Source organism: Xanthocytophaga agilis (assembly GCF_030068605.1).
GTDB classification, from domain to species: Bacteria; Bacteroidota; Bacteroidia; order Cytophagales; family 172606-1; genus Xanthocytophaga; species Xanthocytophaga agilis.
Genome location: NZ_JASJOU010000005.1, coordinates 1 through 24,740, shown reverse-complemented (window position 1 = coordinate 24,740; position 24,740 = coordinate 1). Strand labels below are relative to the sequence as shown.

The window sequence follows — 24,740 nt, the reverse complement described above, 5'->3', positions numbered from 1 at the left end:
AACAGAGTCTGATTTATACAAATACATGTATTCTTTCACTTTTTAACCCTATTATTATGAATACACATACATCACGTCGCAGATTTATTGAGAAATTAGGTCTTTCGGCAGCTGGTCTCGGATTGGCTGCGACTATACCTGAAGAATTATTTGCAACCCCTAAAAAGATGTTTTTTGACATCTCATTAGCTCAATTTTCTCTGGCTGGTTCTTTGTTTGCTGGCAAGCTATCAAATCTGGACTTTCCGGCTATGGCAAAAAATGATTTTGGAATCAGTAATGTAGAGTATGTCTCTATGTTCTGGAAAGACAAAGCTACAGATCAAGCTTATCTAAAAGAACTTAAAATGCGTACAGATGATCTGGGAGTTCGTAATGTATTGATTATGGTCGACTCAGAAGGAGACTTAGGTGATACGGATGATGCCAAACGAAAACAGGCTGTGGAGAATCACTACAAGTGGATTGATGCCGCTAAGTTTCTGGGCTGTCACTCAATTCGGGTGAATATTAGCGGCAAAGGAACTGATGATGAAATTGCGAAGGCAGGAGTAGATGGGTATGGGCGATTGGTAGAATATGGAGCCAAAAATAAGATGGGAGTGATTATTGAGAACCATTTTGGTCCATCTACCAATCCTGACTGGTTAGTGAAGCTTGTTAAGCAGATAAAGAGTCCCTATGCAGGAGTATTACCTGACTTTGGAAACTTCACCCGCCGTACAGAGCCCGAAGCACAGACGATGGAGGCATTTATGAAAACGCAGGTAATCAAGGAATATGATAAATATGATGGAGTAACGAAAATGATGCCTTATGCCAAAGGTGTTAGTGCTAAAACGCATGTGTTTGATGATAAAGGCAAAGACACAGAGACAGATTTTAATCGCATGTTGAAAATTATTAAAGATGCTGGATTCAAAGGATTTATTGGCATTGAGTATGAAGGTGGTTTTATGAAGATGATGGGCGCTTCTGGAAATTACCTTACAGAATACGAAGGCATCATGGCAACAAAACGTTTGCTGGAAAAAGTAGGTGGGCAACTTTCTTAAATCACAACCTGAACTGCCATGGAGATACAAGATACCTGTACTTGTGGCTCCATGGCTTTTATTTGAAACACTAACATATGTCCACCAGAAACTCACTCTTTCGTAAAATAAGTAAAGTAATTGGATTCGTTGTGTTAGGTATAGCCCTGCTAATGGGAGCTTTTGTGATTATGGGATTATATGTGACCCGCAAGTTACCTTGGCAGACCCCTATCTTTGATACTGTACGTCCTGCAGATCCGGGGATTATAGGTAGCAAAGGGGTACTCATTTTTTCTAAGACCAATGGTTTTCGGCATGAGTCTATTGAAAAAGGTATTGAAGCTTTTCAAAAAGCAGGTAAAGAAAGAGGGTGGGATGTAAGGGCAACAGAGAATGGTGCATTCTTTACAGATGATTACCTAAAGCGATTCAAAGTAGTGGTATTCCTTTCCACAACTGGAGATATATTGACTCCTGAGCAAAAGAAAAGTTTTGCCTCATTTATTGAAAACGGGGGCGGATATGTAGGAATTCATTCAGCTTGTGATACAGAATATGACTGGACGTGGTATGATCACCTAATAGGGACACATTTTCGGGATCATACACTATTTCCAGAACAATTGCCGGAAGCTGTTCTTGTTACAGAAATAAAAGATCATCCTACCACAAAGCATCTGCCAGCTCACTGGAAAAAATCGGATGAATGGTATAATTTCAAACAGAATGTACGAGGCAAAGGAAACATACAGATTTTACTATCTGTAGATGAGAGTTCCTATCCGGCTTCTTGGCCAAAAGCAATGGGTGGAGATCATCCTATCTCATGGACTAACCAGATAAATAAGGGGCGTATGTTCTATTGTGCACTAGGACATACCGAAGAAACATTTACAAATCGTTATTCATTTCTGCATTTGGTAATGGGCATTGAATGGGCTGGACAGTTTGTTGAATAACATATTGTTTTACTTAAACCATAATATAGTCTACAAAGCCTGTTCGTTTATATCATCAACTTACATGCTTTGTAGTTATTCGTTTCTATTCATTTTAGTGAAAAAATGTTAAATATTGTGCGAGCAATCCGGTCTTTGAAGATACTAGTGTATATTTAAAGCATGATTAGGGATTGTAGATATTTGAGAATTGCTTGTATAGCTATTATATGCCTTCTCTCCAGGGCTGGACACTGTTTGCCCATTCAGGACTCTTCCACTGCTGTAGTCACTAAGATTGAACAGATTGTACGGTTATCTCCTACTGTACGAAGTATGATTAACGAAGAGAGCTTTCCTGACTATATTACTCAGGACGCCAAACTACAGGCCGGTATTATCACAAATGTAAAGTCTGCTATTCGTCGTAAATTTGGCGTAAAAGATGTGGTGATAAACCAGCCTGCCGGAAACTGGCTTGATTTCAGAAATATAACGGTTCCTGTACAAGTAGATGTCAATCGTGGGAGTGGTGCAATCTATGTTGCTATTCAGCAGGTAATACAGTTGACTACCACTTCTGCTGATACGCTGGGAATGACTGTTAAAAACTTTATGAGCACGTGTTCTATTCTGGCACAAGATAAAGATGGAAAAACTTTGTATACAGCCAAGTTAATCCAGCCTTTTAGTACTGCCAACCGGGCCGGACAAGTGTATGGGATAGTGGAAATCAGTGCAGAAGACTGGGAGAAATTGCTTATCAATGCTATTAACACAGGTTTTGAGAATACAAACAAACGCTTGCCTCATCAAACATTCTATCGTCCTGCTACAGAAGTTTCAGCCTATGGTTTAACAGGCGCATCTCCCCGTTTTTATATTTTACAGGAAACAGAAAAGACTGCAAGTAGTTTCAAAGGATCTAACCGTGAAAAGATTATTTCCTTCCGGCAGTCTGGACGTGTGCCAAGAGTATGGCAATTTAACCAAAGCTATTCATTAAATGAAAATTTTTTAAGAGGGGAATACCGTACTCGTATTTTACTCAATGATAAAGCATACGGAACTGAATATGAAATTACTGTTACAAGTAATGTAACGAAAGATTCTACGAATATATATTCTCGTACTGTGTCTCCTATACAAATCCGGTGCACTGCTCAACGATTACTGGTAGGAGATTATACCTTGAGTGAAAAACGTTTTGAAGGTCAGGTTGGATATGATGTTTTTGGGATCAGGGCAGTTGCTCCCCGAAATACATTTGAGGTGACTATTAACGATAAAGTGAAGGCTTTGATCCAACGTGGTGGCATTCGGAATCAGAATGGGCAAAAACGCCTTGATACCTATACATTTATTAGCAGAGACATGGATGATAATATGACAGACAAGATATTTTTATCTTATCTCATTTTTCAGATAGCAAATGAACTGGGAAGGGATTTTCTAGGATATTGATTACTATTTTCTTTTATAAAGAGAGCCTTACTAAAAAGGCTCTCTTTTCTTTAACGGGATATATTCTCCATAGATTTTAACCTCGCTTCCAGTTCTCGTTCCTTACGGAACATTTCTTCCTGGGTAGCAGCTAGTTCTTCCATATTTTGACGCATCTCTTCTTCCTGCGATTTTAGCATCTCTGCTTGCTCCTGTGATTCCTGCAAAAGCTTTTCCGTTCTCATAGCAGTTTTTGCATTCATAATGGCGGAGGCCATAAACTCTCCTGCTTTTTCCAGAAAACGAACCTGATAGTCTTCAAATTGATTAAAGCCCGCAAGTTCTATCAATGCTTCTACCTGGTCATTGTATCTCATTGGAACAATAACTAAGCAGCCTGGGGTGGCATCACCTAATCCAGAGGTAATTTCAATATAACCTTGAGGAATATCCGTAAGTAGGATAGATTCTCCTTCGAGATAGGTTTGCCCCAGCAGTCCGGTGCCTGCAGGTATTTGTTTCTGTATAAACTTCTTTCTGTCAAAAGCATAACAGGCTGTTAATTCCAGATATACATCTTTCTCGGTGCCCTGTACAACAAATAAACTTCCTTGTTGTGCATCGATATATTTTGTGAGAAAACAAATGACCTCATAAGAGAGCTTCTCTATATGGTGCTGATGATTGCGGACTATTTCAGAAAAACGAGCCAAGCCTTCATTGGTCCAGTTTCGTTTTTCTTCTTCTGCTTTTAGTTTTTTCATTTGCTCTCGCATTTGTAACAACTCTCCAGCAAGATTAGACTGATTGAGATAGATATTCTGCTGAGTGAGACCTTGCCAGTCTACATTGTAATTTCCCTGACTTATTTCCTTAACAAAGGAAGATGCTTTCTTGATATTATCAATAGAATGTTCAATGCTCTTATGTGCTTCATTCGTATTTAAAGCAGTGCCTGGATCAAAAAGATACTTCCGGTTATTAGCATCCAGATTAGTCAGAAGCTGAAATCGTTGTGTTCCTTCCTTCCGAAGCCGTTGAATAACGAATAAGATAGATGGAATACCAATTAACGTCAATAAAATTTGAATGTATAAATTAGTGCTGTTGGCATTTGCATATTCTTGTTCTGCTTCGCGCAGACGCTTTTCTTCAAATGCATTAATTGTAATCAGCAGCTTTTCGTATACTTTCCAGAGTGAGAAGCCTTTGTCCTTACTGAACTCTGTCAGAAAGTCCTGCATGTTATCTTGCTTTATCAACTTTATCATGGATTCATGAAATGTTGCATAGTCACGCATAGCTTGTTTCATTGCCTTCAATTGTTCCCAACCTTTAGGATCATTGTACTGCTGTACTCGTAATAAGCTATCCAAGCGTGTAAATGCCCGTTCCATGTCACCACGAACTTCTGATGGTTTGATGTATAGAAATCTATCCTCATGAATAAGAGCATATCCTCGTAAACTCACATCAATGTGCCGTACAGGAAGTTCATAACAGTTCTTTAACTCTCTGGCAACAGCTTCAGCCTGTAGCTTCATATTTGTAGTATTTTGTACCACAGATCTATTATAAATACTAAGGAAACTACCTAAAAATAGTGTAGCAAGCGTAATTAGCAATGAAATGTATATGACATACCGTCTCTGAAATAACTTGCGTACCAGCATAATGGAGAATAATAATGAATGGATAGACTCCTTAATGAAAAATAGAAGGGCTTGTTTTTCAGGCAAATGTAGTTTAATCAGATCAATACTAACACTGATGTTTTGTTGGTTTACTAAGAGGCGTAATATGAAATGGTATTTTGTTTGGGTGATACCTTAATGAGAAGAATAATTTGGTTGTTAGGTAAATAGAATCAATGCTGAAATTATTTTTTGAGGATATTTACCCTGTACTTACCCGTTTTTCAGAATTACTTTTAGAGTAAGGGCAAGGGTTGGTAATGATAGAGCTATGTAACTTTTAGTAAAGATTTAAAGTCTTGACAGTCTACGGAAGTAAAATACGTGTTAAGTTCACATGTTTACTGCAAAAATGCTATTCCATTAGTTCATGTGTGAATCTTCTACTATGTGATAGAAGGTAAATGAGTATTTTTTAAGCTTATACTGGTTTATTTGATTTTGTGTTATCTCTGATTTCCCGCAGCAGATCTCGAATTTCTGTCAGAATAGCTGTTTGGGATTCAGGTGGTGATGTGCCTGGATTCTTTGTAAGACTTCTTTGAGTTAATACTTTGCTTCGAAATTCGTGAGCATTGATAACACCAATAAGTTTCATCTGGCTTCCATACTGGTGAGAAGATCCAGCCGTTTCTACTTTAATCATTGATAAGTGCCATGCTTTTAGAATGGGACCTTCCAGAAACGTCAAATCCTGAATATTTTCGAGTGGAATAGTTTTCTCAATCTGAAAGATAATACCATTACGAAGACGGAGGTTCTTTGTGGTTAAGACACATACCATATTTTCGTAAAACTTGCGGCTATACCATTGTCCCCAGCCTAAAACCCATACCAATGCTACAGGTATGCCAATCACAGTAGATACTAGGATAACGAGTATGTACCAGAAGATATATGTTTTTACTACAGGGTTAAAATCTGCCTTTAAAATTTCGGATTCATCAGGAGACAGATGAAATTCAGTAGACTGATCCATCAATGTAGATTAAATAAAGAGAGAAAAGATATAAAAACTCCCCTGACATCACAGATATCAGAGGAGCAGAGAGGTATAGTTTTAATTAAATAGCATCAGATAAACTGGTAAATGTAAAATCGCGAATCTTAAGTGGTGGTATCAGATAATTTATATCTGATTCTGTGCTTACAACACGCTCTGATTTTCCAATAGCTTCCAGATTATTAAGCATAATGATTGGACTTTCATTAAAACGGAAGTTTTTAACAGGATATTTGATTTGTCCGTTTTCAATGTAGAAAGTACCATCACGGGTAAGACCTGTGAGTAACAATGTCTGAGGGTCCACTGGACGAATATACCAAAGCTTGGTAACTAAGATGCCTTTTTCTGTACCTTTGATCAACTCTTCCAGAGATGCTGTTCCTCCAACCATAATCATATTGTTGGGTTGAGGAATTGCTTTTACGCCTTTCTTTTGAGCCCAATACCGTGAGTAGGATAAGTTCTTGACTACACCTTTTTCTATCCAGTTAATTTTTTCCTGAGGTAGACCATCACCAGACCATGGAGAGGCAGGTAAGTCAGGATTGGTAGGGTCAGAGTAAAAAGTGACACGTTCATCTACAATCTTTTCTCCCAATTTAGTTTTACCTCCCGCTTTACTAAGAGAGGAACGCCCTTCGTCTGCACTACGTGCATCCATATCAAAGAAAAGGTTCTCCAGGAGAACTGCAGCTGCTGTTGGCTCCAGTATAACAGTATATTTACCCGGTTCAATGGCTTTTGCTCCAACAGAATTTACAGATTTCTGAATAGCAATAGTCGTAGCCGCTGCTGTATCCAGCTTTTTAAAATCGCTGTAGCCGCGTATAACATATCCAGAACCTGTACCTTCCTCTGTACGAACAGTTAAGGAAAAGTTTACATTTGTGCTTGGATAGTAAGCAAAGAGGCCTTTGGAATTCATCATAGCAGAATATCCGCTGCGATCTTCCATGAAACCGGCCGCAACCAGTTTCTTTTCCTGAGCCAGCTGGAGACTCTTTGCTACCGCTTCGGCCCGAACATCGGGAGATACGGCGGCTGTACTGTCAAAGTATCCGGTTGCTTTAATGTATTGTTGAGGACCTAGTAATCCTACATATTCAGGGTTTTCCGGAGCTAGTTTTGCTAGTTCTTCTGAACGGCGTACTACCTTTTCCAGTGAGGCATCATCGAATTCATCAATAGTGGCTGTTCCTACTTTCTTCCCAAAAGCAGACTGTACAACCAGGTTTTTATTGATCAAAGATCCACTGGTAGAAACGGAACTGCGGGCATAACGGATGTTACCTCGTTGTTCTCCCGATATATTTACTTCACATTCATCTGCTTTAGAATAGCTTAATACTTTCTGAAGCAATGCCTTAGCTTCAGCTTCTGTTAATATAACTGACATAATTATTCTTGTGTAGGTGTGGTTGACTTTATTTTCCTTTTCTCATGCATTAGATAGAGTTACGAGTATAGTTTCTTCTATCTATACCATTGTACTCTCCATACCATAGACACCATTGTTATAGCTTACGGGCAGTGTTGATGACATTGACACCATTAAAGCGGGCAGTAGAACTTCCATGTGATACTGCACTGGATTGAGAAGGTTGTCCTTTGCCATCAAAGAATGAACCTCCCAGGCGGTAGTCTTTCTCGTCGCAAACCTTTACGCAAGAATTCCAGAATTCCTGAGTATTGGATTGATAAGCTACATCTTTCAGCATACCTACAATCTGACCATCTTTTATTTCATAGAAAAGCTGTCCACCAAACTGGAAGTTATATCGTTGCTGATCAATAGAAAATGACCCATCACCAATAATATAAATACCACGTTTTACATCTTTAATCATTTCTGCAACTGATAATGGTGTTTTTCCGGCAGCAAGAGAAACATTTGCCATCCGTTGAAACTGTACCGAACTCCAGCTATCGGCATAACAGCATCCTTGGGATTCAGCTTCGCCGATGATATGCGCCTGATCGCGAATAGCCTGGTAATTAACAAGGATACCATCTTTAACCAGATCCCATCGTTTAGTTTTTACGCCTTCGTCATCATATCCTACAGCGCCTAATGATCCTGGTTGAACTTTGTCGGCAAACAGATTGACTTGTTTGCTACCATAGTTAAAGTTTTTTGATTTCCATTTATCAAGTGTAGCAAAGGAAGTACCGGCAAAGTTGGCTTCGTATCCAAGCACGCGATCGAGTTCCAGCGGGTGACCTACTGATTCGTGGATCGTAAGCCATAAGTGAGAAGGATCTAATACCAGATCATATTTACCTGCTTCAACAGACTTGGCTGTTAGCTTTGCTTTTGCCTGTTTTGCTCCTGCTATTACATCTTCCAGCATGTCATATCCTTTATTATAACGGGTTGTAATACCTGTCACCTTATCTTTAGGATTAACTTGCAAATATTCATATCCCATTCCCATAGGCGCACTTAGTGATTGGCGGGTCTCAAACTTACCTGTCTTAGGATCAATAGCAGTTGCTGTAAATACAGGCCATATCCGATGTATATCCTGATCGATATAAGACCCATCCGTTGACGCAAAGTACTTCTGTTCGTTTACTAAGAATAATAGAGAGTTAATATAATTGGCTCCATTTTTTAAGGCTTCCGCATTAACATTCAATAGCAGGTCCACTTTTTCCTTAATAGGTACCTCAAACGCATTTTTCTGAATAGGTGCTTTCCAGCTTACCTCTCCGAATCCTTTTTGTGGAGCTAGCTGAACAGGTTCCTTCAATAATTTGGAATTGGCCTTCGCAATGGCTACTGCTTGTTCTGCAGCTTTGGCAGTGTCAGCTTCACTTTTAGCATCTACCACAGCAGCAAATCCCCAGCAACCATTGGCAATGACACGTACACCTACTCCATAGGACTCTGTATTCACAATGTTCTGTACTTTGTCTTCGCGGGTTATGACAAATTGGTTCAGATAGCGGCCAATACGAATATCAGCGTAGGTTGCACCTTTTGATTTGGCCGCATTTAATGCTGCATCTGCTAAACGTTTTTTAACGGCGACGTCCATGGGAGATTCCAGCATGGCTTCTACTGCAATAGGACGACCGGAAACTGGAATGTTAGGTAGCATAAATGCTCCTGCTCCCATACCGGCTAGTTGGATGAAGTCTCTACGATTCAAGGTAATTTCCTCCTTGGTTTAAGTTAGGTTGGTTTTGAAAAAATGACTCTTCTGCAAACTCTCTTCGGAGAAATACACAATAAGCCATATAAAATTACAGATTTTTAAATTACATAAGATTAGGAGTGGCCGCAATAAAGTTATAGTCAAATTTTTTGAACGGCAGGATTCAGGGAAGTATGGTCTATGTATCAGGATAAGTGGGATGATAGAATCACTCAAAATTGAAGATTTTTTATAATTTATGTAGTTGAGTTAGTCTATTAGTACCTTGTTTCCGCCATTGTTGTATACAATATATAAATAGTAATTACTCTTCTTTCGTGAAAAATATATGGCAAATTCGCTTATTTAATATAATTTGGTGAAGGATGCTTTTCACAAAAGAGTATAATGTTTTACATACTACCGCCCATCATTTTTTTCTTCCATTCATATAAACAAAAATTATATTTGGGATAATTGAAGAATATAGCTTGTTGGATTTGACTTATAGCAACAGGATATATAATATTTCCAATAAGAGGAGTTATCAACCTAAAAACCAATCAAAGTGAAAAGAAGAGACTTTATTCAAGCTGCTGGACTTGGATTAGGCGGACTTATGATGCCTATACCTATGTTTGGAGAATCTGTTGACCCCTCTGTATTTCTGAACTCAGGAATGGAGGTATCTCAGAAAAAACAATTGGCTGATGTTGCCTTACAAGCCGCAAAAAGTAGTGGAGCCTCATACGCAGATGTTCGTATAGGTCGCTATTTGAACCAGTATCTGTTTACCAGAGAAGATAAGGTGCAGAATATTGTAAATACAGAATCTTTTGGCGCTGGAATTCGCGTCTTAGTAAATGGCACCTGGGGATTTTCAGCAACTTCTGAAGTAACAACTGAAGGTATTGCTAAAGCAACAAAGCAAGCTGTTGCAATTGCCAAAGCAAACTCCCGTTTGCAAAAAGATCCGGTTCAATTAGCCCCGCAAAAAGGATATGGGGAAGTGACTTGGAAGACTCCTATTCAGAAAAATGCGTTTGAAGTACCTGTTTCTGAGAAAGTAGACCTATTGCTAGCCGCTAATGCTGCTGCTATGAAGAATGGCGCCAACTTTGTGAACTCTGCCCTGTTCCTTATAAATGAACAAAAATATTTTGCCTCAACGGATGGATCTTACATTGATCAGGATATACATCGGATATGGCCTAATTTTACAGTAACTGCCATCGATCCTAAAACCAACTCTTTCAAAACCCGTGATGCGTTGAGTGCTCCCATGGGAATGGGATATGAATATTTGACTGGAAAGGGAGCAGGCAAAATTGCAGGGCCAACAGGTACAGGTCTCTCTTTATATAAGAACTCATACGACATTATAGAAGATGCCACTGCTGCAGCCAAACATGCCAAAGAAAAGCTGACTGCTAAATCTGTAGAACCGGGAAAATATACAGTTGTACTGGAGCCTAACCACTTGGGTCTAACGATCCACGAATCGGTAGGTCACCCGCTGGAGCTGGATCGTGTGCTTGGATATGAAGCTAATTACGCAGGAACCTCTTTTGCCACACTGGATAAGTGGAAAACGAAAAACTTTAATTATGGTAGCAAGCAGGTAACCATATTTGCGGATAAGACTCAACCAGGATCATTGGGCGCTGTAGGATATGATGACGAAGGCGTAAAAACTAAACGATGGGATCTGGTTAAAGATGGTATCCTTGTTAATTACCAGGCTATTCGCGACCAGGCGCATATCATCGGCGAAGCTGAATCCCAAGGGTGCTGTTATGCCGATAGCTGGAGTTCGGTACAGTTTCAACGGATGGCGAATATATCTCTTGCTCCAGGAAAAGAGAAATGTTCTGTCAATGACTTGGTTAAAGATGTAGAGAAAGGTATTTACATTGCAGGTCGTGGGTCTTATTCCATTGATCAGCAACGCTATAACTTTCAGTTTGGCGGACAGCTTTTCTATGAAATAAAAGGTGGAAAAGTTGTAGGTATGCTAAATGATGTAGCCTATCAATCCAATACTCAGGAATTCTGGAACTCGTGTTCGAAAGTATGTGATGAAAGTGATTATCGTTTGTTTGGGTCTTTCTTTGATGGCAAAGGACAGCCTTCTCAGATAAGTGCGGTATCACATGGAAGTTCTACTGCCCGCTTCGATGGTGTCAATGTCATTAATACCGCCCGGAAAATCTAATCATCTATCCTTAAAACAAACCTAACCAATGGCAATATTAAGTAAAGAGGAAGCAAAACAATTGCTTACAAAAGTATTGGGCTATTCAAAGGCTGATGAGTGTTCAATAAGCCTGAATAATAATCATGGTGGGAACATTCGTTATGCTCGTAATACGGTCTCTACCAGTGGTGAAGAAACGAACATGACGTTGTCTGTCCAGTCTTCATTTGGAAAGAAAACAGGAACTGCCAGTATCAATGAATTTGATAGTGCATCCCTGGAAAAAGTAGTGAAGCGAGCAGAAGAACTAGCAAAACTAGCTCCGGAAAACCCTGAATATGTAAGTATATTAGGACCTCAGCAATATGCTGAAGCTAAAGCCTATTTTGATAGTACTGCAAAGATAGATCCTGAGTTTCGTGCCAATGTAGCAGAGAAGAGCATTTTGCCAGCTTCTAAGAAAGATATAACAGCAGCTGGTTTCCTGGAGCATTCTTCTGGTTTTTCTTCCATTATGAATTCCAAAGGTCTGTTTGCCTATCATACACAGAGTGACCTGAACTTTACTGTGACCATGCGTACTAACGATGGGCTAGGTTCGGGATGGGTTACCCGTGATTTTAATGATGCTGCCAAACTGGATTCCGGCGAAGCTTCTGAAATTGCTATTCAGAAAGCAATAGGCTCCCGTAGTGCAAAAGCTATTGAACCAGGTAAGTACACAGTTGTGTTAGAACCTGCTGCTGCTGTAGATCTGATTGAAAATATGATGCGCAGCTTCAATGCCCGTAATGCAGATGAAGGTCGTAGTTTCCTTTCTAAAAAAGGAGGAGGCAACAAATTGGGAGAAAAGCTGTTGGACGAACGAATCAGTATCTACTCTGACCCATTGAATGCAGAAGTTCCGGGCTCTACCTGGACCAATGATGGCCTACCTCGCAAACGTACAGACTGGATACAGAATGGTGTAGTAAAGACAATGGCCTATGATCGTTTCTGGGCACAGAAAAAAGGCACAGAAGCTATTGCCTTCCCTTCTAATATTATCATTCCTGGGGGTAATGGCAGTCTGGAAGACCTGATTAAAGGTACAGAAAAAGGCATTCTGGTTACTCGTTTCTGGTATATCCGCTCTGTTGATCCTCAAACATTACTCTATACAGGTCTTACTCGTGATGGTACTTTCTACATTGAAAACGGACAAATCAAATATCCTGTCAAAAACTTCCGTTTTAATGAAAGTCCGGTCATCATGTTGAACAATCTGGATGCCATGGGAAAAGCACAACGTGTGAATGGCAACCTGATTCCTCCTATGCGGATTCGTGACTTTACCTTTACCAGTTTATCTGACGCTGTTTAAGAGACGAATAGCATTACAGTTTAACTCTCTTAGACTGTAATGCTATCCCTGTTACAAAAATATGGAGTTTAGCAAGGCTTTTTTCTTTACACGATTACAATACACATCTGGTGACTGGAATACAGACCAGCGTATGCCTACCAATCTGATGAACTCGCTGATTGAGTATACAACCATACCTGTCGATATCGAAGAAAAGGTTGTCTCTTTATCAGACAAAGCTGTCTTTTCTTCGCCATTCTGTTATCTGAGTGGACATAAACTGGTTGAGTTTACCAAACAGGAGAAAGAGAACTTTAAGGCATATGTACAGCGTGGTGGATTTGTATTTGTAGACGATTGTAATCATGATATCGATGGTCTGTTTGCCAAGTCATTTGAGCGACAGATGGAAGAGTTGTTTGGTGCCAATGCTTTACAGAAGCTCCCTAACGATCATGCCCTCTATTCTTGCTTCTTTGAATTTGAAGATGGCCCTCCCGCTACCAGTGTAGAACTGAATGGTTGGGGTGATGATCTGGTACACGATTATCTGAAAGCCATTCTGGTAAATGGACGTATTGGAGTTTTGTACAGTAATAAGGATTATGGCTGTGAATGGGACTACGATTATCGCAATAAACGTTGGCTGGCCAAAGACAATACGAAATTTGGTGTCAACATTGTTGTTCATGCTCTGACTCGTTAAGCACTTCATGATAAAGAAGACTTTATTATTTTAAAACATCACTTACTATACGGAACTTCCGTATCAGCAACTAATCAAACCATACAAATGTTGAATACGACGACTTATGTACAGGAACTTCAGCAAAAACTAACCCTGTTGAAGAAGGAAATTGGCAAGGCTGTGATTGGGCAGGAAGATACGGTAGAGCAGTTGTTAATTGCTTTGCTGGCGAGTGGACATGCTTTGCTGGAAGGTGTTCCTGGATTAGGTAAAACACTTTTGATACGTTCTGTAGCGCAAGCATTACATCTGAAATTCCGACGTATCCAGTTCACTCCTGATCTGATGCCTTCAGATATTGTAGGAACATCTATTTTACAGGAAGATGAGTCTGGCCAGCGAAAATTTAAATTTATACCTGGACCTTTATTTGCCAATATTATCCTGGCGGATGAGATCAACCGAACTCCTCCAAAGACACAGGCTGCCTTGCTGGAAGCCATGCAGGAAAAGTCGGTAACCTACTCTGGGAAAACCTACAAAATGCAGGCTCCCTACTTTATTCTGGCAACCCAGAACCCGCTGGAACAGGCAGGCACGTTTCCGTTACCAGAAGCGCAGTTAGACCGTTTTCTTTTATATATCCAGATGGAATATCCGGAGTCTGCAGACGAATTGGAAGTGTTGCGTCAGACTACAGGAAGCAAACAAGCGGCTATTGAACCTGTACTAAGCCAGCAGGAAGTATTGGATTTGCAACATTGGGCTCGAGAAGTGACAGTCCATGATGATTTACTTTCCTGGATCAACCGTCTGGTGCGCGCTACTCGTTCCGGATCTGATAGTCCACAGGAAGTAAAAGATTGGGTACAATGGGGAGCAGGTACACGTGCAGGACAGGCACTAGTTGTTTGTGCGAAAGCGCGTGCCTTAATAAAAGGTCGATATGCTGTGACACCTGAAGATATTGAGGCATTAGCAAAACCTGTATTACGTCACCGCATTCTGTTAAACTTTAAAGCAGAAGCAGATGGTGTATCTCCTGACCGGGTTATTGAAGCACTGCTTTCAAAAGTTCGTCCAGCCAAGGCTTAGTTCATGTATTGTTTTTTACCATAAATTCTTCTACATAAAGTTAAATCTATTGCTTGATGTCTCAGTCTGTCAAAGTTGAGATATTAATGCATTACAGTTAGGACTATGAGTCAGTCTAAAAATAAATCTGTTTCCTTAACCCAATGGTTTACTCCTGAAGAACTTCGAAGTTTAAAAGGATTGGAGTGGCTGGCCCGTAAAGTAGCCCATGAGGCTATTTCGGGTTTGCATGGAGGCGTGCGGCTAGGGCAAGGTACAGATTTTAGTCAGTACCGGACGTATATGCCCGGCGATGACTTGCGTCGGATAGACTGGAAGATTTTTGGGCGTACAGATCGGCTGTATCTGAAAGAATCCGAGCTGGAAAGCCGTACCCGATGGTATGGATTACTAGATGCGAGTTCCAGTATGGTATATGAAGAGAACGGAATGAGCAAATGGCAGTATGCAAAAATACTCTGGGCTGCTATTGCATTTATTGCCCGCCAGCAAGGTGATGCGGATGGATTAGCTTTGATTAATGATCAGCAGGTATTGCATTTACCTCCTAAAGCAGGCATGGAAAACGCTCGTATGCAGATGCTTTTTCAGGCAGACAGCAAAGGGAAATGGCCTGAGAAGATTCAATTGCCTCTGCAACAGGGCGGGTTTCAACATAAATTCATTCTCATTACTGATTTGTATGAACATACTGATGAGCTGGGAGCTTTTATTCGCAGCCTCTTGCCTGCCCGCAATGAGGTAATGATCTTTCATCTGATGGGAAAAAAAGAATTGAATCTGGATTTTTCCGGAGTGACAGTCTTTGAAGATGCCGAAACCGGGCAACAACTACAGACAGATCCAAACCGCATTCGAAGTCAATATGAGAAGCAGGCAACTGAGTTTATACGGTCATCCCGCGATCAGATTCTGAAATGGGGAGCCAACTATTATTTATGTACGATTGAGGACTCTCCAGTATCTGCATTAAGAGCATTTTTAAAAGGTCAATCTTCTGAAGCATATGTGGCAGGCAGTTAATCCGATTTATTGGTGGGGATTGGGAGCATTGGCTATTCCCATACTGATTCATTTATATAACAGACGTCCTACTAAAGTAAAGATATTAGGTAGTCTGAGATGGATTACAGAAGTGCAGCCTGCCCAGGCTAATTTTCGTCGTGTTCAGCAATGGCCATTATTGCTGATTCGGCTTGCATTATTGGTAGTGGTGATTTTGTTACTGGTAGATCTCTATACTACTCATACAAATAAGGATCTTAGTAAGATTACAACATTAATCCTGATTCATCCGGAAGCAGGAGATTCCATACAGTTCCGGCAACTAGCTCAGAAATGGCAAAATGATTCGGTGCAAGTCCGCTGGCTCACACCCAGGTTTTCAGTTATAAATGATCCTTTGGAAAAAGATACTGGTAACACCTCCATATGGTCACTGTTAGCAGAGGCAGATAAAAAATTCCCTTCTGACAGCATTCATGTAATAGCTCCTGACAGATGTGATTATTGGCGTGGAAAACGAATACCTACACGAGCTCCATTGTCATGGGAACTGATTCCTTTGAAGAAAGATACTTTCCAATTAATACAAGCTTCTCTAATCAGTAAGGAGCCTGAACTACTCTGGTTTCATTCTTCTCCAGAACAAACAGGTTATATATGGGAAAACGGAATTGTTAATGCTTTTGGGAAGAAACCACAAGTCGAGTATCTGAAAGATCAACAAATTATAAAAGTAAGTCAAAGCCAAAAAAGCTATGAAGTTACAGTAGGAGTGGCCGACACTTTACAAATAGCAGGAGCAATTGCGGATCAGTATCTGGACGAGTGGCATATTTTTCAGGCATCTGTTCGGGCGGTTGCTGCATTTCATAAAATACCTGTTCGATTTGTTGGGGTTTCTGAAAAAGCAGACTGGTTGGTTAGCATGGGAAAAGACTTACCAATAGGTAATTCTGCACAACCAGATCTTTGGTGGAATTACTATCCAGGTAATCATGCAGGATGGATTCAGACAGTAAAAATGGATAGCCTTACTATACGTAAGAAACTATCTGCGGGTCAAGTATTGGAAGGTGGATGGTTGCAGGCTATAAGACCCTATGTACTGGCTTTCAAAACGAAGAACGTCATCCCGCCTGCACTTGATTACAGAAAGATTGATTTGCGTAGTGACAGCCTTACTGTAAATCCCAAAATGATAATTGCCGGAACAGACCATTCTGCCTCACACGATTACAGAGTGTGGTTTGGAATGGCTGCATTAGTACTATTAGCCTTAGAAAGAATATGGCCAAAACAAGCGAAATAGAAATACAAGCACAATCTGTTTGGAAACAATTACGTTTTCAGCATCAGTTGGGGCATTTTGTACAGCTATTCTTTATAGCTGCCTCTTGTTATTTGCTGGTTGACTTACTTGTACGAACTTTCAACCTTACTACAAGCTTTGCTTTACCTGCTTTTGTAAGTTTAGCTGTGGTTGCATTTATGAGTATTCGGTTTAACCGATATTGGCATGCAGAAGCATTGATTCAGTACCTCAATCACCAATATTCCTGGCTGGAATTCAGTGCTCAGTTAATTCCTGTAACTCCAGAAGGTGTGTTGCCACAGTTACAGCGGCAGAGGGTATTGCATACATTGGTAAATAAGAAACGTGAAATAAAGGCATGGCCTGATCTGCGTCGGATTACAGTTGTATTTGCGGGTATAGCTCTTATTTATTCGGTTTGTTGTATATGGTTTCTCAAAGGATATACTCCAACTGCAGAGTCAGGGAATATAGAGTCTACTGCCTTACCCTCAGTTCCTAAAGCACTAACTGGGAAATTACCAGAAGTTGTTTCCATAAGGATAGAAGTGACACCACCTGCTTACACTCATAAAAGCAAATGGAGTGCAAAAGACCTTTCTTTGGAAGCTCCTGAACAATCTGGGATTCAATGGGATTGCCAGTTAAGTGGAGCAGCAGAAGCTTTTCAGGTAATATGGAATGGCAAGGATACAATAGATGTCTCTGCTATAGAAAAGAATCACTATACCTGGAAATATAATCTGAAGTCAGCCGTATATTATCAGTTTCGTTATGGTATACATGACAAATGGTTTGTAAGCCCAGTATATACATTGCATGCTATAGATGATCAGGCACCTGTAATTACAGTGCAGAAGCCCGGACCTTATACATTGGTTTTATATGGACAAAAAACAGAAGTGCAGGTAGGAATACAACTTACGGATGACTATGGATTGGATCGGGCACATCTGATTGCCACAGTGAGCCGGGGAAGTGGAGAATCTGTGAAATTCAGAGAGATAGAGTTAGCATTTCCAGATAATATAAAAGGTAATCGTACTGCCTCTTTGCAAAAGAAGCTTGATTTTACCAATTTGAAAATGGAGCCAGGAGATGAACTGTATTTTTATGCAGAGACATGGGATCAGGCAAGCCCTGCACAAAAGAGCCGGACGGATACCTATTTTATTCAATGGGAAGACACTACCTCGCAAAAGACATCCGTAATGGCGGGGATTTCACTAGACAATATGCCAGCTTATTTCCGTAGCCAGCGACAGGTGATTATAGATACAGAGAAATTACTAGCTGAGAAGAAAGGGCTGGATAATCAGACTTTTAAGACTCGTAGTAATGATCTGGGTGTGGATCAGAAAGTACTTCGTTTGCGGTATGGTCAGTTTTTGGGTGAAGAATTTGAAACAAGTATAGGTAGTGACCGTCATAACCATGAGGAAGAAGAACATGAAGGTGAAGATGAGCACGACCATGATGAACATGCAGAAAAAGAAGGGTCACAGGAGAAAACCGTTGAGCAGTTACATAGTCACGATCATGGAGACAATAACTCTCCCACTAAATTTGGTGAACTAGGAGATATGCTCAATGGGTACGCTCACCGCCATGATATGGAAGATGTTGCTACCTTCTTTGATGAGACCATGAAATCTCAGTTGAAAGCTGCATTGGCTCAGATGTGGGAAGCGGAATTACGGTTACGAACCATGCGTCCTGCCGAAGCATTACCTTATGAATACAAAGCACTGGAGTTAATCAAATCTTTGCAACAGAAGAGTAGAGTTTATGTTGAGAAAGTAGGCTTTAAACCTCCGCCACTCAAACCTGCAGAGAAAAGGCTTACTGGTGAACTGGAAGATATACAAAGTCCTCATGAAGCATGGAATGCTCAAACTATAGCTGTGGTTTATCCTCATCTTCGGCAAGCAGTAGGTGTTTTGGAAAAGATGCATAATCATCAACCTAATTACGCTACAACTACTCTGGATCGGCAAATACTGGAAAAAGCCAGTGGTGAGTTAGCTTCTTTAATCCTTAAACAACCAGGTATTCGGGCAAGCACTCTAAATGATCTCCGGAAAGTTATAGCAGGAGAGAAGATTTCGCCAGATACTATCCGACGTATGCAGTGGCAATTACAACGACTGCTACCAATTGAAAACAAACAGCCTGGATTAGTAGGGAAGGGGAATGAACCAGAACTTGATAATTTTGTAAACGAACTTCGTAAATAAGTATGCATTGGAGTCAACTTCCAACAACAGAAACACTACTGACAGGTTTGGTGGCAGTTGGTATTTTGGGGTTATACCTTTTTGTATCGCGACAAACGGTAAGTGGGAAAGAATTGCTATTACGTAGTTTACTGCTTGCTGTAGTATTGTTTAGTCTTTGTTTGATCATCTGGAAGCCTCAATATGCAAAAGAACAGCAAACAGGTAATGCTTTCTTAGTAACCGAAAATGGATTATCTGTACCCGATTCTTTACCAGGATTTGTATTGCCTGGTGTAAAAGCAGATGAAGCTGTGGCTCCTATCACTGATCTTGCTACACTGGAGCGTAACCATCCGGAAATAAAACAGGTGTTTGTTGCTGGTTATGGACTAGATCCCGAAGAAACAAAGTCCCTACATAGAATTCAGCTAATTTTTTTGCAAAAAGATAGGCCGGAAGGATTCAACTGGCTGGATTATCTTCATAAAGTAAAGGCTGAGGAAGCATTGAGAGTGAGTGGAAATTACTACATTCGTTCTGAAGATAGCCTGAAGATTCGGTTAGTAACTTCTGAAGGTGCTCAAGACTCTGTTTGGATAACTCACAAACATCCAGATTTTACACTGAATGCACATCCCCGATTGCCAGGAAATTTTGTTGGTGAAATACAGGTAATACAAAACAAAGAGGTCAGGCATGAACCTTTACCTTATATTGTTACTCCCAAAGAACCTCTGAATGTTATTGTACTCCAAGCCTATCCGGATTTTGAAACCAATTATTTAAAAGACTGGCTCGCTGACCAAAAGCATAGAGTACAAATTCGTGCCCGCATTAGTCGGGATAAATATTCGTTTCAGCAGATTAACCTTCCTACTCAAAAGCAGCAACTGGCTATTTTATCGAAAGCTTCGCTTGAGAATGCAGACCTACTAATTGCAGATACCGAAAGTCTGGAACAGCTATCTGCCCAGGAGAAAAAGCAGGTACAGACGGCTGTAGCACAGGGATTAGGACTACTTTTATTACCAGATGACAAATGGTCTCAGAAAGCAGATGTATTAGGTCATAAATTTGCCGTCCATACTACTGGTATAAAGCAGTTTATTCCAGTGCACTTATCCACTTCAGGCGCTGTCTCTGATGCAATCGAAAAGCTGCCTGTGGCATTCAGTGATAGACAAATTGTTGTTCCAATTGTTTACAGCAAAGATAAAGAACCTGTTGCTGCCTATATGCCTGTTGGATTAGGTAGAGTAGGGGTACAATTGGCTAATGGCACATATACCTGGATACTTAATGCAAAAGATAAAGTATACAGCACATTCTGGACAGAGATACTACAGGGATTTAGTCGTAAAAAGGAGCACATAGAAGTTAAATTTAAGCAGTTTCCATTTGCATGGGAAGATAATATATCCCATTTGTTATATACGGATACTGCTGTAGCTGCAATGACTGTTCAATATCTGTCTGGTAGTAAAGAAAAAATACAACCAAAGATTGATTTGCCGGAAACGAGTGTTGCTACCTATCCATTTCATCCAGATGAAGCAGGCTGGCTAACGGTCACGTCAGACAATGATACTACTCATGCTGCAAGTGTTTATGTAGTACAAGCTGATAAATGGAAAGATTTAAAACAGGCAAGCTGGTTTCAAACGAATTCTCAAATTAGAAGTATTACTAATATCAATACAAATCAGAAATTTACAACTTGGAAAAATATTCCATTAGTGTGGTTCTTTATGGCTTTGCTCATAGCCCTATTTATACTATGGTGGAGAGAGAAGGCATAAAAAACACCTCTCTATCAGATGATAGAGAGGTGTTTTTTATGTTTAGAATAAAGAACCTTATATTTCGCGAATCTGATCTAACCTCTCATAGGTTGAATTATTGCTAATATATTCGGGCACAATCTTCTTCATTTTCATAATAATAGAATCATTGTCCTGAATAGACAGCAGGTGATTCATTTCTCCTAGGTGTTGCTGAATCAGATTGAAATCATATTCCCTAACCTTGGCAATCATGATTTGGGGATGGTGAGTGGGTATTGTATTCTCCTCATTACTCAATAATTCTTCATATAATTTTTCACCTGGACGCAAACCTGTAAATACCAGCTGAATATCTTTTCCAAGTGTTAAACCTGACAGACGGATCATTTTCTTGGCAAGATCTACAATTTTGATAGATTCTCCCATGTCAAAAAGGAATATCTCTCCGCCATTACCCATCGAACCTGCTTCCAGTACTAGCTGACAAGCTTCAGGAATTGTCATGAAATAACGGGTTATCTCAGGATGGGTAACGGTAATTGGTCCGCCTGCATTGATTTGTCTCTGAAAACGAGGAATGACAGATCCATTTGAGCCCAACACATTGCCAAAACGGGTAGTAATAAACTTGGTATGTTGTAATACTTCATTTGGTTGACGACTTTCCAGTTCTTCATTCAGGGATTGAATATAGATCTCCGCAATCCGCTTAGATGCTCCCATCACACTTGTAGGATTAACCGCCTTGTCTGTTGATATCATAACGAACTTTTCAGCATGATATCGAGCCGATAAGTCTGCTATGATTTTAGTTCCCAGTACGTTGTTAATGATGGCCTCTGACGGGTTATCTTCCATGACAGGAACGTGTTTGTACGCTGCTGCATGAAACACGATTTCAGGCTGATATTTTCGGAATATTTTACCCATGCGTTCTGCATTAGTAATATCACACAAAATAGTTCTGAAATTGATACGTGAGGACAGTGCAAGTTCTTTTACTTCCAACTCCAGATCATACAATGCAGATTCGGACTGATCGACCAATAATAGCTTCTCTGGTTGAAACGCTGCAATCTGTCTGGCTAGCTCACTTCCAATTGAGCCTGCTGCTCCTGTTACCAGCACAACTTTACCTTCAATATCCTTCTTGATTCGGGTTTTATCCAATTGAATTGGCTTACGTCCAAGTACGTCTTCTATATTTACATCCTTGATTTGTTTCAGACTAAGCTCTCCATTGATCCATTTATGTACAGGAGGAATGTTACGCACCTGTACATTCAGTGTCAGGCATTGGTCAATGATATGTTTTTTACGTTCAGGAGTAATATCCTGAATAGCAATAATAAGAATCTCTGCCTGTTTATTTTTTACAATCTTAAGTAGATTCTCTGGCGTATTAGGAAGAATAGGGACTCCATCAATCGTATTACGTGCCTTGGAAGAATCATCATCAAGAAAAGCTACTACATGTAGGTGTGTATCTTTATCCTGTGATATCGTTTTTTTCGTAATAACCCCTGCTTCTCCTGCTCCATAAATAATTACATTGATCTTCTCGCTTTGTTGGTTTTTCCATTCAAAGTAAATAATCTTTACCAGAATACGGAATGCCCCCATAAATAACATGGAGAAAAAATAATCGATGAGCAGAATAGAAACAGGAATCAGATATTGCCCATAAATATTAGAGCTTCTGTATGCAAAATCTATAGCGCCTACCACCAACATGCTATAGGTGAGAGCTAAAAAAATCCGTTTTGCATCTTCTATACTCGTATAACGGATGATGCCAGCAAAACTTTGAGTAAATAAAAAGAAGATGGCTTTTACAATAACAACAACCAGTAAAGAAATCCAGAATTCAGAAAAATTGATTTGTTCCCATTCAAAATTAAATCTAAGCAGATAAGCTAGTGAGAGCGCAAGGCTACAAAGTAAGAGATCTAATTGCAATACCGTCCATCTGGGAATAACTTTTATAAGTCTGAATAGATTCAAATATCTCATATATGGCTGGTTTATCGGTCGGTTGCTTATTTTAATGTTTTAATAATCAGTAATTTATGCATGATGTGTGCTGGCGAGTTTTCAGAGTAAAAAACTGTACCAGCACACATGAGGTAAATCATTATCAGGCTACACTCATTGCCTCAGCAGAAGAACTAATCTTCTTGACAAGTCCTTGTAAAACTTTTCCTGGACCACATTCTACAAATTGTGTTGCACCATCTGTCAACATGTTCTGTACACTTTGTGTCCAGCGCACAGGAGCTGTAAGCTGATCTATCAGGTTTTGTTTAATGATTGTAGTGTCTATGGCAGGCTGTGCATTTACATTCTGGTATACAGGACATATAGGCGTACTAAAAACTGTTTTTTCAATAGCTGCCGCTAATTCTGCACGAGCTGGTTCCATTAACGGCGAATGGAAGGCTCCACCTACTGCCAGAATCAATGCCCTTTTTGCTCCTGCTGCTTTCAGTTTCTCACAAGCTAGTTCTACACCACGTATAGTACCAGATATCACAAGTTGACCAGGGCAGTTGTAATTGGCAGGGACAACAACGTCGTCAATCTCTCTACATATATTTTCTACGACTTCGTCATCAAGACCAAGTACTGCTGCCATTGTAGAAGGTTGAAGTTCACAAGCTTTTTGCATAGCAGCAGCACGTTGTGCAACCAGACGTAGACCATCTTCAAATGAGAGTGCACCATTGGTTACCAGTGCAGAAAATTCACCCAAAGAGTGACCAGCAACCATATCTGGCTGGAAGTTAGAACTTATCTTAGCTAATACTACAGAATGTAAAAAAATAGAAGGTTGAGTAACATTAGTCTGTTTTAGTTCTTCCTCAGTACCAGAAAACATTGTATCTGTAATTCGAAATCCTAAAATCTCATTTGCCTGTTCAAATAATTCGCGAGCTTTGGCTGATTCTTCATAAAGATTTTTTCCCATACCTGTAAATTGTGCGCCTTGACCCGGAAAGATGTATGCTTTCATGTAGTTAATAAGAAGAAGTTAGTTAAATAAGAGTATTTGTTAAAGTATAACCCTCTTTTCCATTAATTGTATTTCAAATCTGGAAAGAGCTTAATACATTTCAGGATGTATTTCTTTTACAAACGATTAATACTACAAAGTATAGGAATTCATCTCTGAAATGCAACTCTCTGACTAGCAATGAATGTATTTCAAATAGGTTATACGTACGAAAAAAATAGAAGAAAGGTTTGATTAAAGGTAGATATTTACTGGTGTAATATATAAAAAATGCAACAGCTGATGAGACCAAATTGACTATCAGGTATTCTTGTTTAAGTTATTGTATTTATGGAAAAACCTTGCACAGATAAATATATGCAAGGTTTGTTCACAATTTGTATGTTGTATAATAATTAAAATACTTGTAGCCAGCCTTTGATCTTTACTATTTCATCTTGCCGTTTTAACCGAATAAATTTTACTTCTGCCAGATAATAATATACTCCTGATGACACTATTTCTGATAGATTATTTTCTCCAGAACCTATTCTTCCTGACCAGTTTATGTAAATGCTTTCATTTGTCTCGTACACTTTTCGGCCCCAGCGATTATAAACTGAAAATTTTACTGACTCAACAAAACGTGGACAAGGATAGGGTTTGAATAAGTCATTTTTTAAATCTGTCAGTGTTGGTGTAATCACATTAGGCAACACATAGTAAGGACAATTATCCTGACAAACAATGTTGCTTGGAGCACTCTCATTGCCACTTCGGTCTACCACTGTCACATAATAACATCCGGCAAATGAGCTTAGATTCATATGGTCATACACCTGAAC

Annotated in this window: 18 protein-coding genes; 11 read left to right on the top strand and 7 right to left on the bottom strand. The window is 39.8% G+C overall.

The window, feature by feature from the left end; translation table 11 throughout:
• Positions 1-56 precede the first annotated feature (56 nt).
• From QNI22_RS15810 to QNI22_RS15800, 3 genes are all read left to right on the top strand, one after another.
• A complete protein-coding gene (locus QNI22_RS15810; protein WP_314512034.1) occupies positions 57-1,055 on the top strand; it encodes a sugar phosphate isomerase/epimerase family protein in 999 nt (332 codons plus the stop codon).
• Positions 1,056-1,132: 77 nt separating this feature from the next.
• A complete protein-coding gene (locus QNI22_RS15805; RefSeq protein ID WP_314512032.1) occupies positions 1,133-1,996 on the top strand; it encodes a ThuA domain-containing protein in 864 nt (287 codons plus the stop codon).
• A gap of 237 nt (positions 1,997-2,233) precedes the next feature.
• Entirely contained in the window at positions 2,234-3,439 is a 1,206-nt protein-coding gene (locus QNI22_RS15800) for a hypothetical protein (protein ID WP_314512030.1), read from the top strand.
• 50 nt (positions 3,440-3,489) lie between these two features.
• Here QNI22_RS15800 and QNI22_RS15795 read toward each other — a convergent pair whose 3' ends face one another.
• The 4 genes from QNI22_RS15795 to QNI22_RS15780 form a co-directional block, all read right to left on the bottom strand.
• Complete coding sequence (locus tag QNI22_RS15795; protein WP_314512029.1) at positions 3,490-4,962, bottom strand: GAF domain-containing protein; 1,473 nt, start codon at positions 4,960-4,962, stop codon at positions 3,490-3,492.
• Positions 4,963-5,533: 571 nt separating this feature from the next.
• On the bottom strand, positions 5,534-6,091 hold the full coding sequence (locus tag QNI22_RS15790) for a PH domain-containing protein (RefSeq protein WP_314512028.1): 558 nt from the start codon (positions 6,089-6,091) through the stop codon (positions 5,534-5,536).
• A gap of 85 nt (positions 6,092-6,176) precedes the next feature.
• On the bottom strand, positions 6,177-7,514 hold the full coding sequence (locus tag QNI22_RS15785) for a TldD/PmbA family protein (protein WP_314512026.1): 1,338 nt from the start codon (positions 7,512-7,514) through the stop codon (positions 6,177-6,179).
• Between the two features lie 118 nt (positions 7,515-7,632).
• Positions 7,633-9,273 carry a TldD/PmbA family protein gene (locus QNI22_RS15780; RefSeq protein WP_313978562.1) on the bottom strand — a complete coding sequence of 547 codons (1,641 nt, stop codon included), beginning with the start codon at positions 9,271-9,273 and terminating at the stop codon, positions 7,633-7,635.
• Positions 9,274-9,826: 553 nt separating this feature from the next.
• Here QNI22_RS15780 and QNI22_RS15775 point away from each other — a divergent pair.
• The 8 genes from QNI22_RS15775 (at position 9,827) to QNI22_RS15740 (ending at position 20,918) form a co-directional block, all read left to right on the top strand.
• Positions 9,827-11,473 carry a TldD/PmbA family protein gene (locus tag QNI22_RS15775; protein ID WP_314512024.1) on the top strand — a complete coding sequence of 549 codons (1,647 nt, stop codon included), beginning with the start codon at positions 9,827-9,829 and terminating at the stop codon, positions 11,471-11,473.
• Between the two features lie 28 nt (positions 11,474-11,501).
• The gene (locus QNI22_RS15770; protein WP_314512022.1) at positions 11,502-12,818 is read left to right on the top strand and encodes a TldD/PmbA family protein; all 1,317 of its coding nucleotides are present in this window, start codon (positions 11,502-11,504) and stop codon (positions 12,816-12,818) included.
• Positions 12,819-12,879: 61 nt separating this feature from the next.
• Complete coding sequence (locus QNI22_RS15765; protein WP_313978555.1) at positions 12,880-13,506, top strand: DUF4159 domain-containing protein; 627 nt, start codon at positions 12,880-12,882, stop codon at positions 13,504-13,506.
• An 87-nt stretch (positions 13,507-13,593) separates the two neighbouring features.
• A complete protein-coding gene (locus QNI22_RS15760) occupies positions 13,594-14,583 on the top strand; it encodes an AAA family ATPase (RefSeq protein ID WP_314512019.1) in 990 nt (329 codons plus the stop codon).
• A gap of 105 nt (positions 14,584-14,688) precedes the next feature.
• Positions 14,689-15,606 (top strand): DUF58 domain-containing protein, encoded by a 918-nt coding sequence (locus QNI22_RS15755; protein WP_314512017.1) that lies wholly within the window; start codon positions 14,689-14,691, stop codon positions 15,604-15,606.
• On the top strand, positions 15,590-16,897 hold the full coding sequence (locus tag QNI22_RS15750; protein WP_314512016.1) for a BatA domain-containing protein: 1,308 nt from the start codon (positions 15,590-15,592) through the stop codon (positions 16,895-16,897). Before QNI22_RS15755 ends, QNI22_RS15750 begins: the two co-directional genes overlap by 17 nt.
• Positions 16,876-19,137 (top strand): hypothetical protein, encoded by a 2,262-nt coding sequence (locus QNI22_RS15745; protein ID WP_314512013.1) that lies wholly within the window; start codon positions 16,876-16,878, stop codon positions 19,135-19,137. The genes QNI22_RS15750 and QNI22_RS15745 overlap by 22 nt, the downstream gene beginning before the upstream one ends.
• 2 nt (positions 19,138-19,139) lie before the next feature.
• Entirely contained in the window at positions 19,140-20,918 is a 1,779-nt protein-coding gene (locus tag QNI22_RS15740) for a hypothetical protein (protein WP_314512011.1), read from the top strand.
• A gap of 57 nt (positions 20,919-20,975) precedes the next feature.
• Here QNI22_RS15740 and QNI22_RS15735 read toward each other — a convergent pair whose 3' ends face one another.
• The 3 genes from QNI22_RS15735 to QNI22_RS15725 all read right to left on the bottom strand — a co-directional run.
• On the bottom strand, positions 20,976-22,916 hold the full coding sequence (locus QNI22_RS15735) for a polysaccharide biosynthesis protein (protein WP_314512008.1): 1,941 nt from the start codon (positions 22,914-22,916) through the stop codon (positions 20,976-20,978).
• Positions 22,917-23,040: 124 nt separating this feature from the next.
• A complete protein-coding gene (fabD, locus tag QNI22_RS15730; RefSeq protein WP_314512007.1) occupies positions 23,041-23,916 on the bottom strand; it encodes an ACP S-malonyltransferase in 876 nt (291 codons plus the stop codon).
• A 395-nt stretch (positions 23,917-24,311) separates the two neighbouring features.
• Positions 24,312-24,740: T9SS type B sorting domain-containing protein (locus QNI22_RS15725; RefSeq protein WP_314512006.1), on the bottom strand; the 429-nt coding region annotated here is incomplete at its 5' end.

Bases quoted from the DNA above. Each gene is read 5' to 3' on its own strand.
- QNI22_RS15810 (WP_314512034.1), top strand. From the start codon at position 57: ATGAATACACATACATCACGTCGCAGATTTATTGAGAAATTAGGTCTT.
- QNI22_RS15805 (WP_314512032.1), top strand. From the start codon at position 1,133: ATGTCCACCAGAAACTCACTCTTTCGTAAAATAAGTAAAGTAATTGGA.
- QNI22_RS15795 (WP_314512029.1), bottom strand. From the start codon at position 4,962: ATGAAGCTACAGGCTGAAGCTGTTGCCAGAGAGTTAAAGAACTGTTAT.
- QNI22_RS15790 (WP_314512028.1), bottom strand. From the start codon at position 6,091: ATGGATCAGTCTACTGAATTTCATCTGTCTCCTGATGAATCCGAAATT.
- QNI22_RS15785 (WP_314512026.1), bottom strand. From the start codon at position 7,514: ATGTCAGTTATATTAACAGAAGCTGAAGCTAAGGCATTGCTTCAGAAA.
- QNI22_RS15770 (WP_314512022.1), top strand. From the start codon at position 11,502: ATGGCAATATTAAGTAAAGAGGAAGCAAAACAATTGCTTACAAAAGTA.
- QNI22_RS15765 (WP_313978555.1), top strand. From the start codon at position 12,880: ATGGAGTTTAGCAAGGCTTTTTTCTTTACACGATTACAATACACATCT.
- QNI22_RS15760 (WP_314512019.1), top strand. From the start codon at position 13,594: ATGTTGAATACGACGACTTATGTACAGGAACTTCAGCAAAAACTAACC.
- QNI22_RS15755 (WP_314512017.1), top strand. From the start codon at position 14,689: ATGAGTCAGTCTAAAAATAAATCTGTTTCCTTAACCCAATGGTTTACT.
- QNI22_RS15750 (WP_314512016.1), top strand. From the start codon at position 15,590: ATGTGGCAGGCAGTTAATCCGATTTATTGGTGGGGATTGGGAGCATTG.
- QNI22_RS15745 (WP_314512013.1), top strand. From the start codon at position 16,876: ATGGCCAAAACAAGCGAAATAGAAATACAAGCACAATCTGTTTGGAAA.
- QNI22_RS15740 (WP_314512011.1), top strand. From the start codon at position 19,140: ATGCATTGGAGTCAACTTCCAACAACAGAAACACTACTGACAGGTTTG.
- QNI22_RS15735 (WP_314512008.1), bottom strand. From the start codon at position 22,916: ATGAGATATTTGAATCTATTCAGACTTATAAAAGTTATTCCCAGATGG.
- fabD (WP_314512007.1), bottom strand. From the start codon at position 23,916: ATGAAAGCATACATCTTTCCGGGTCAAGGCGCACAATTTACAGGTATG.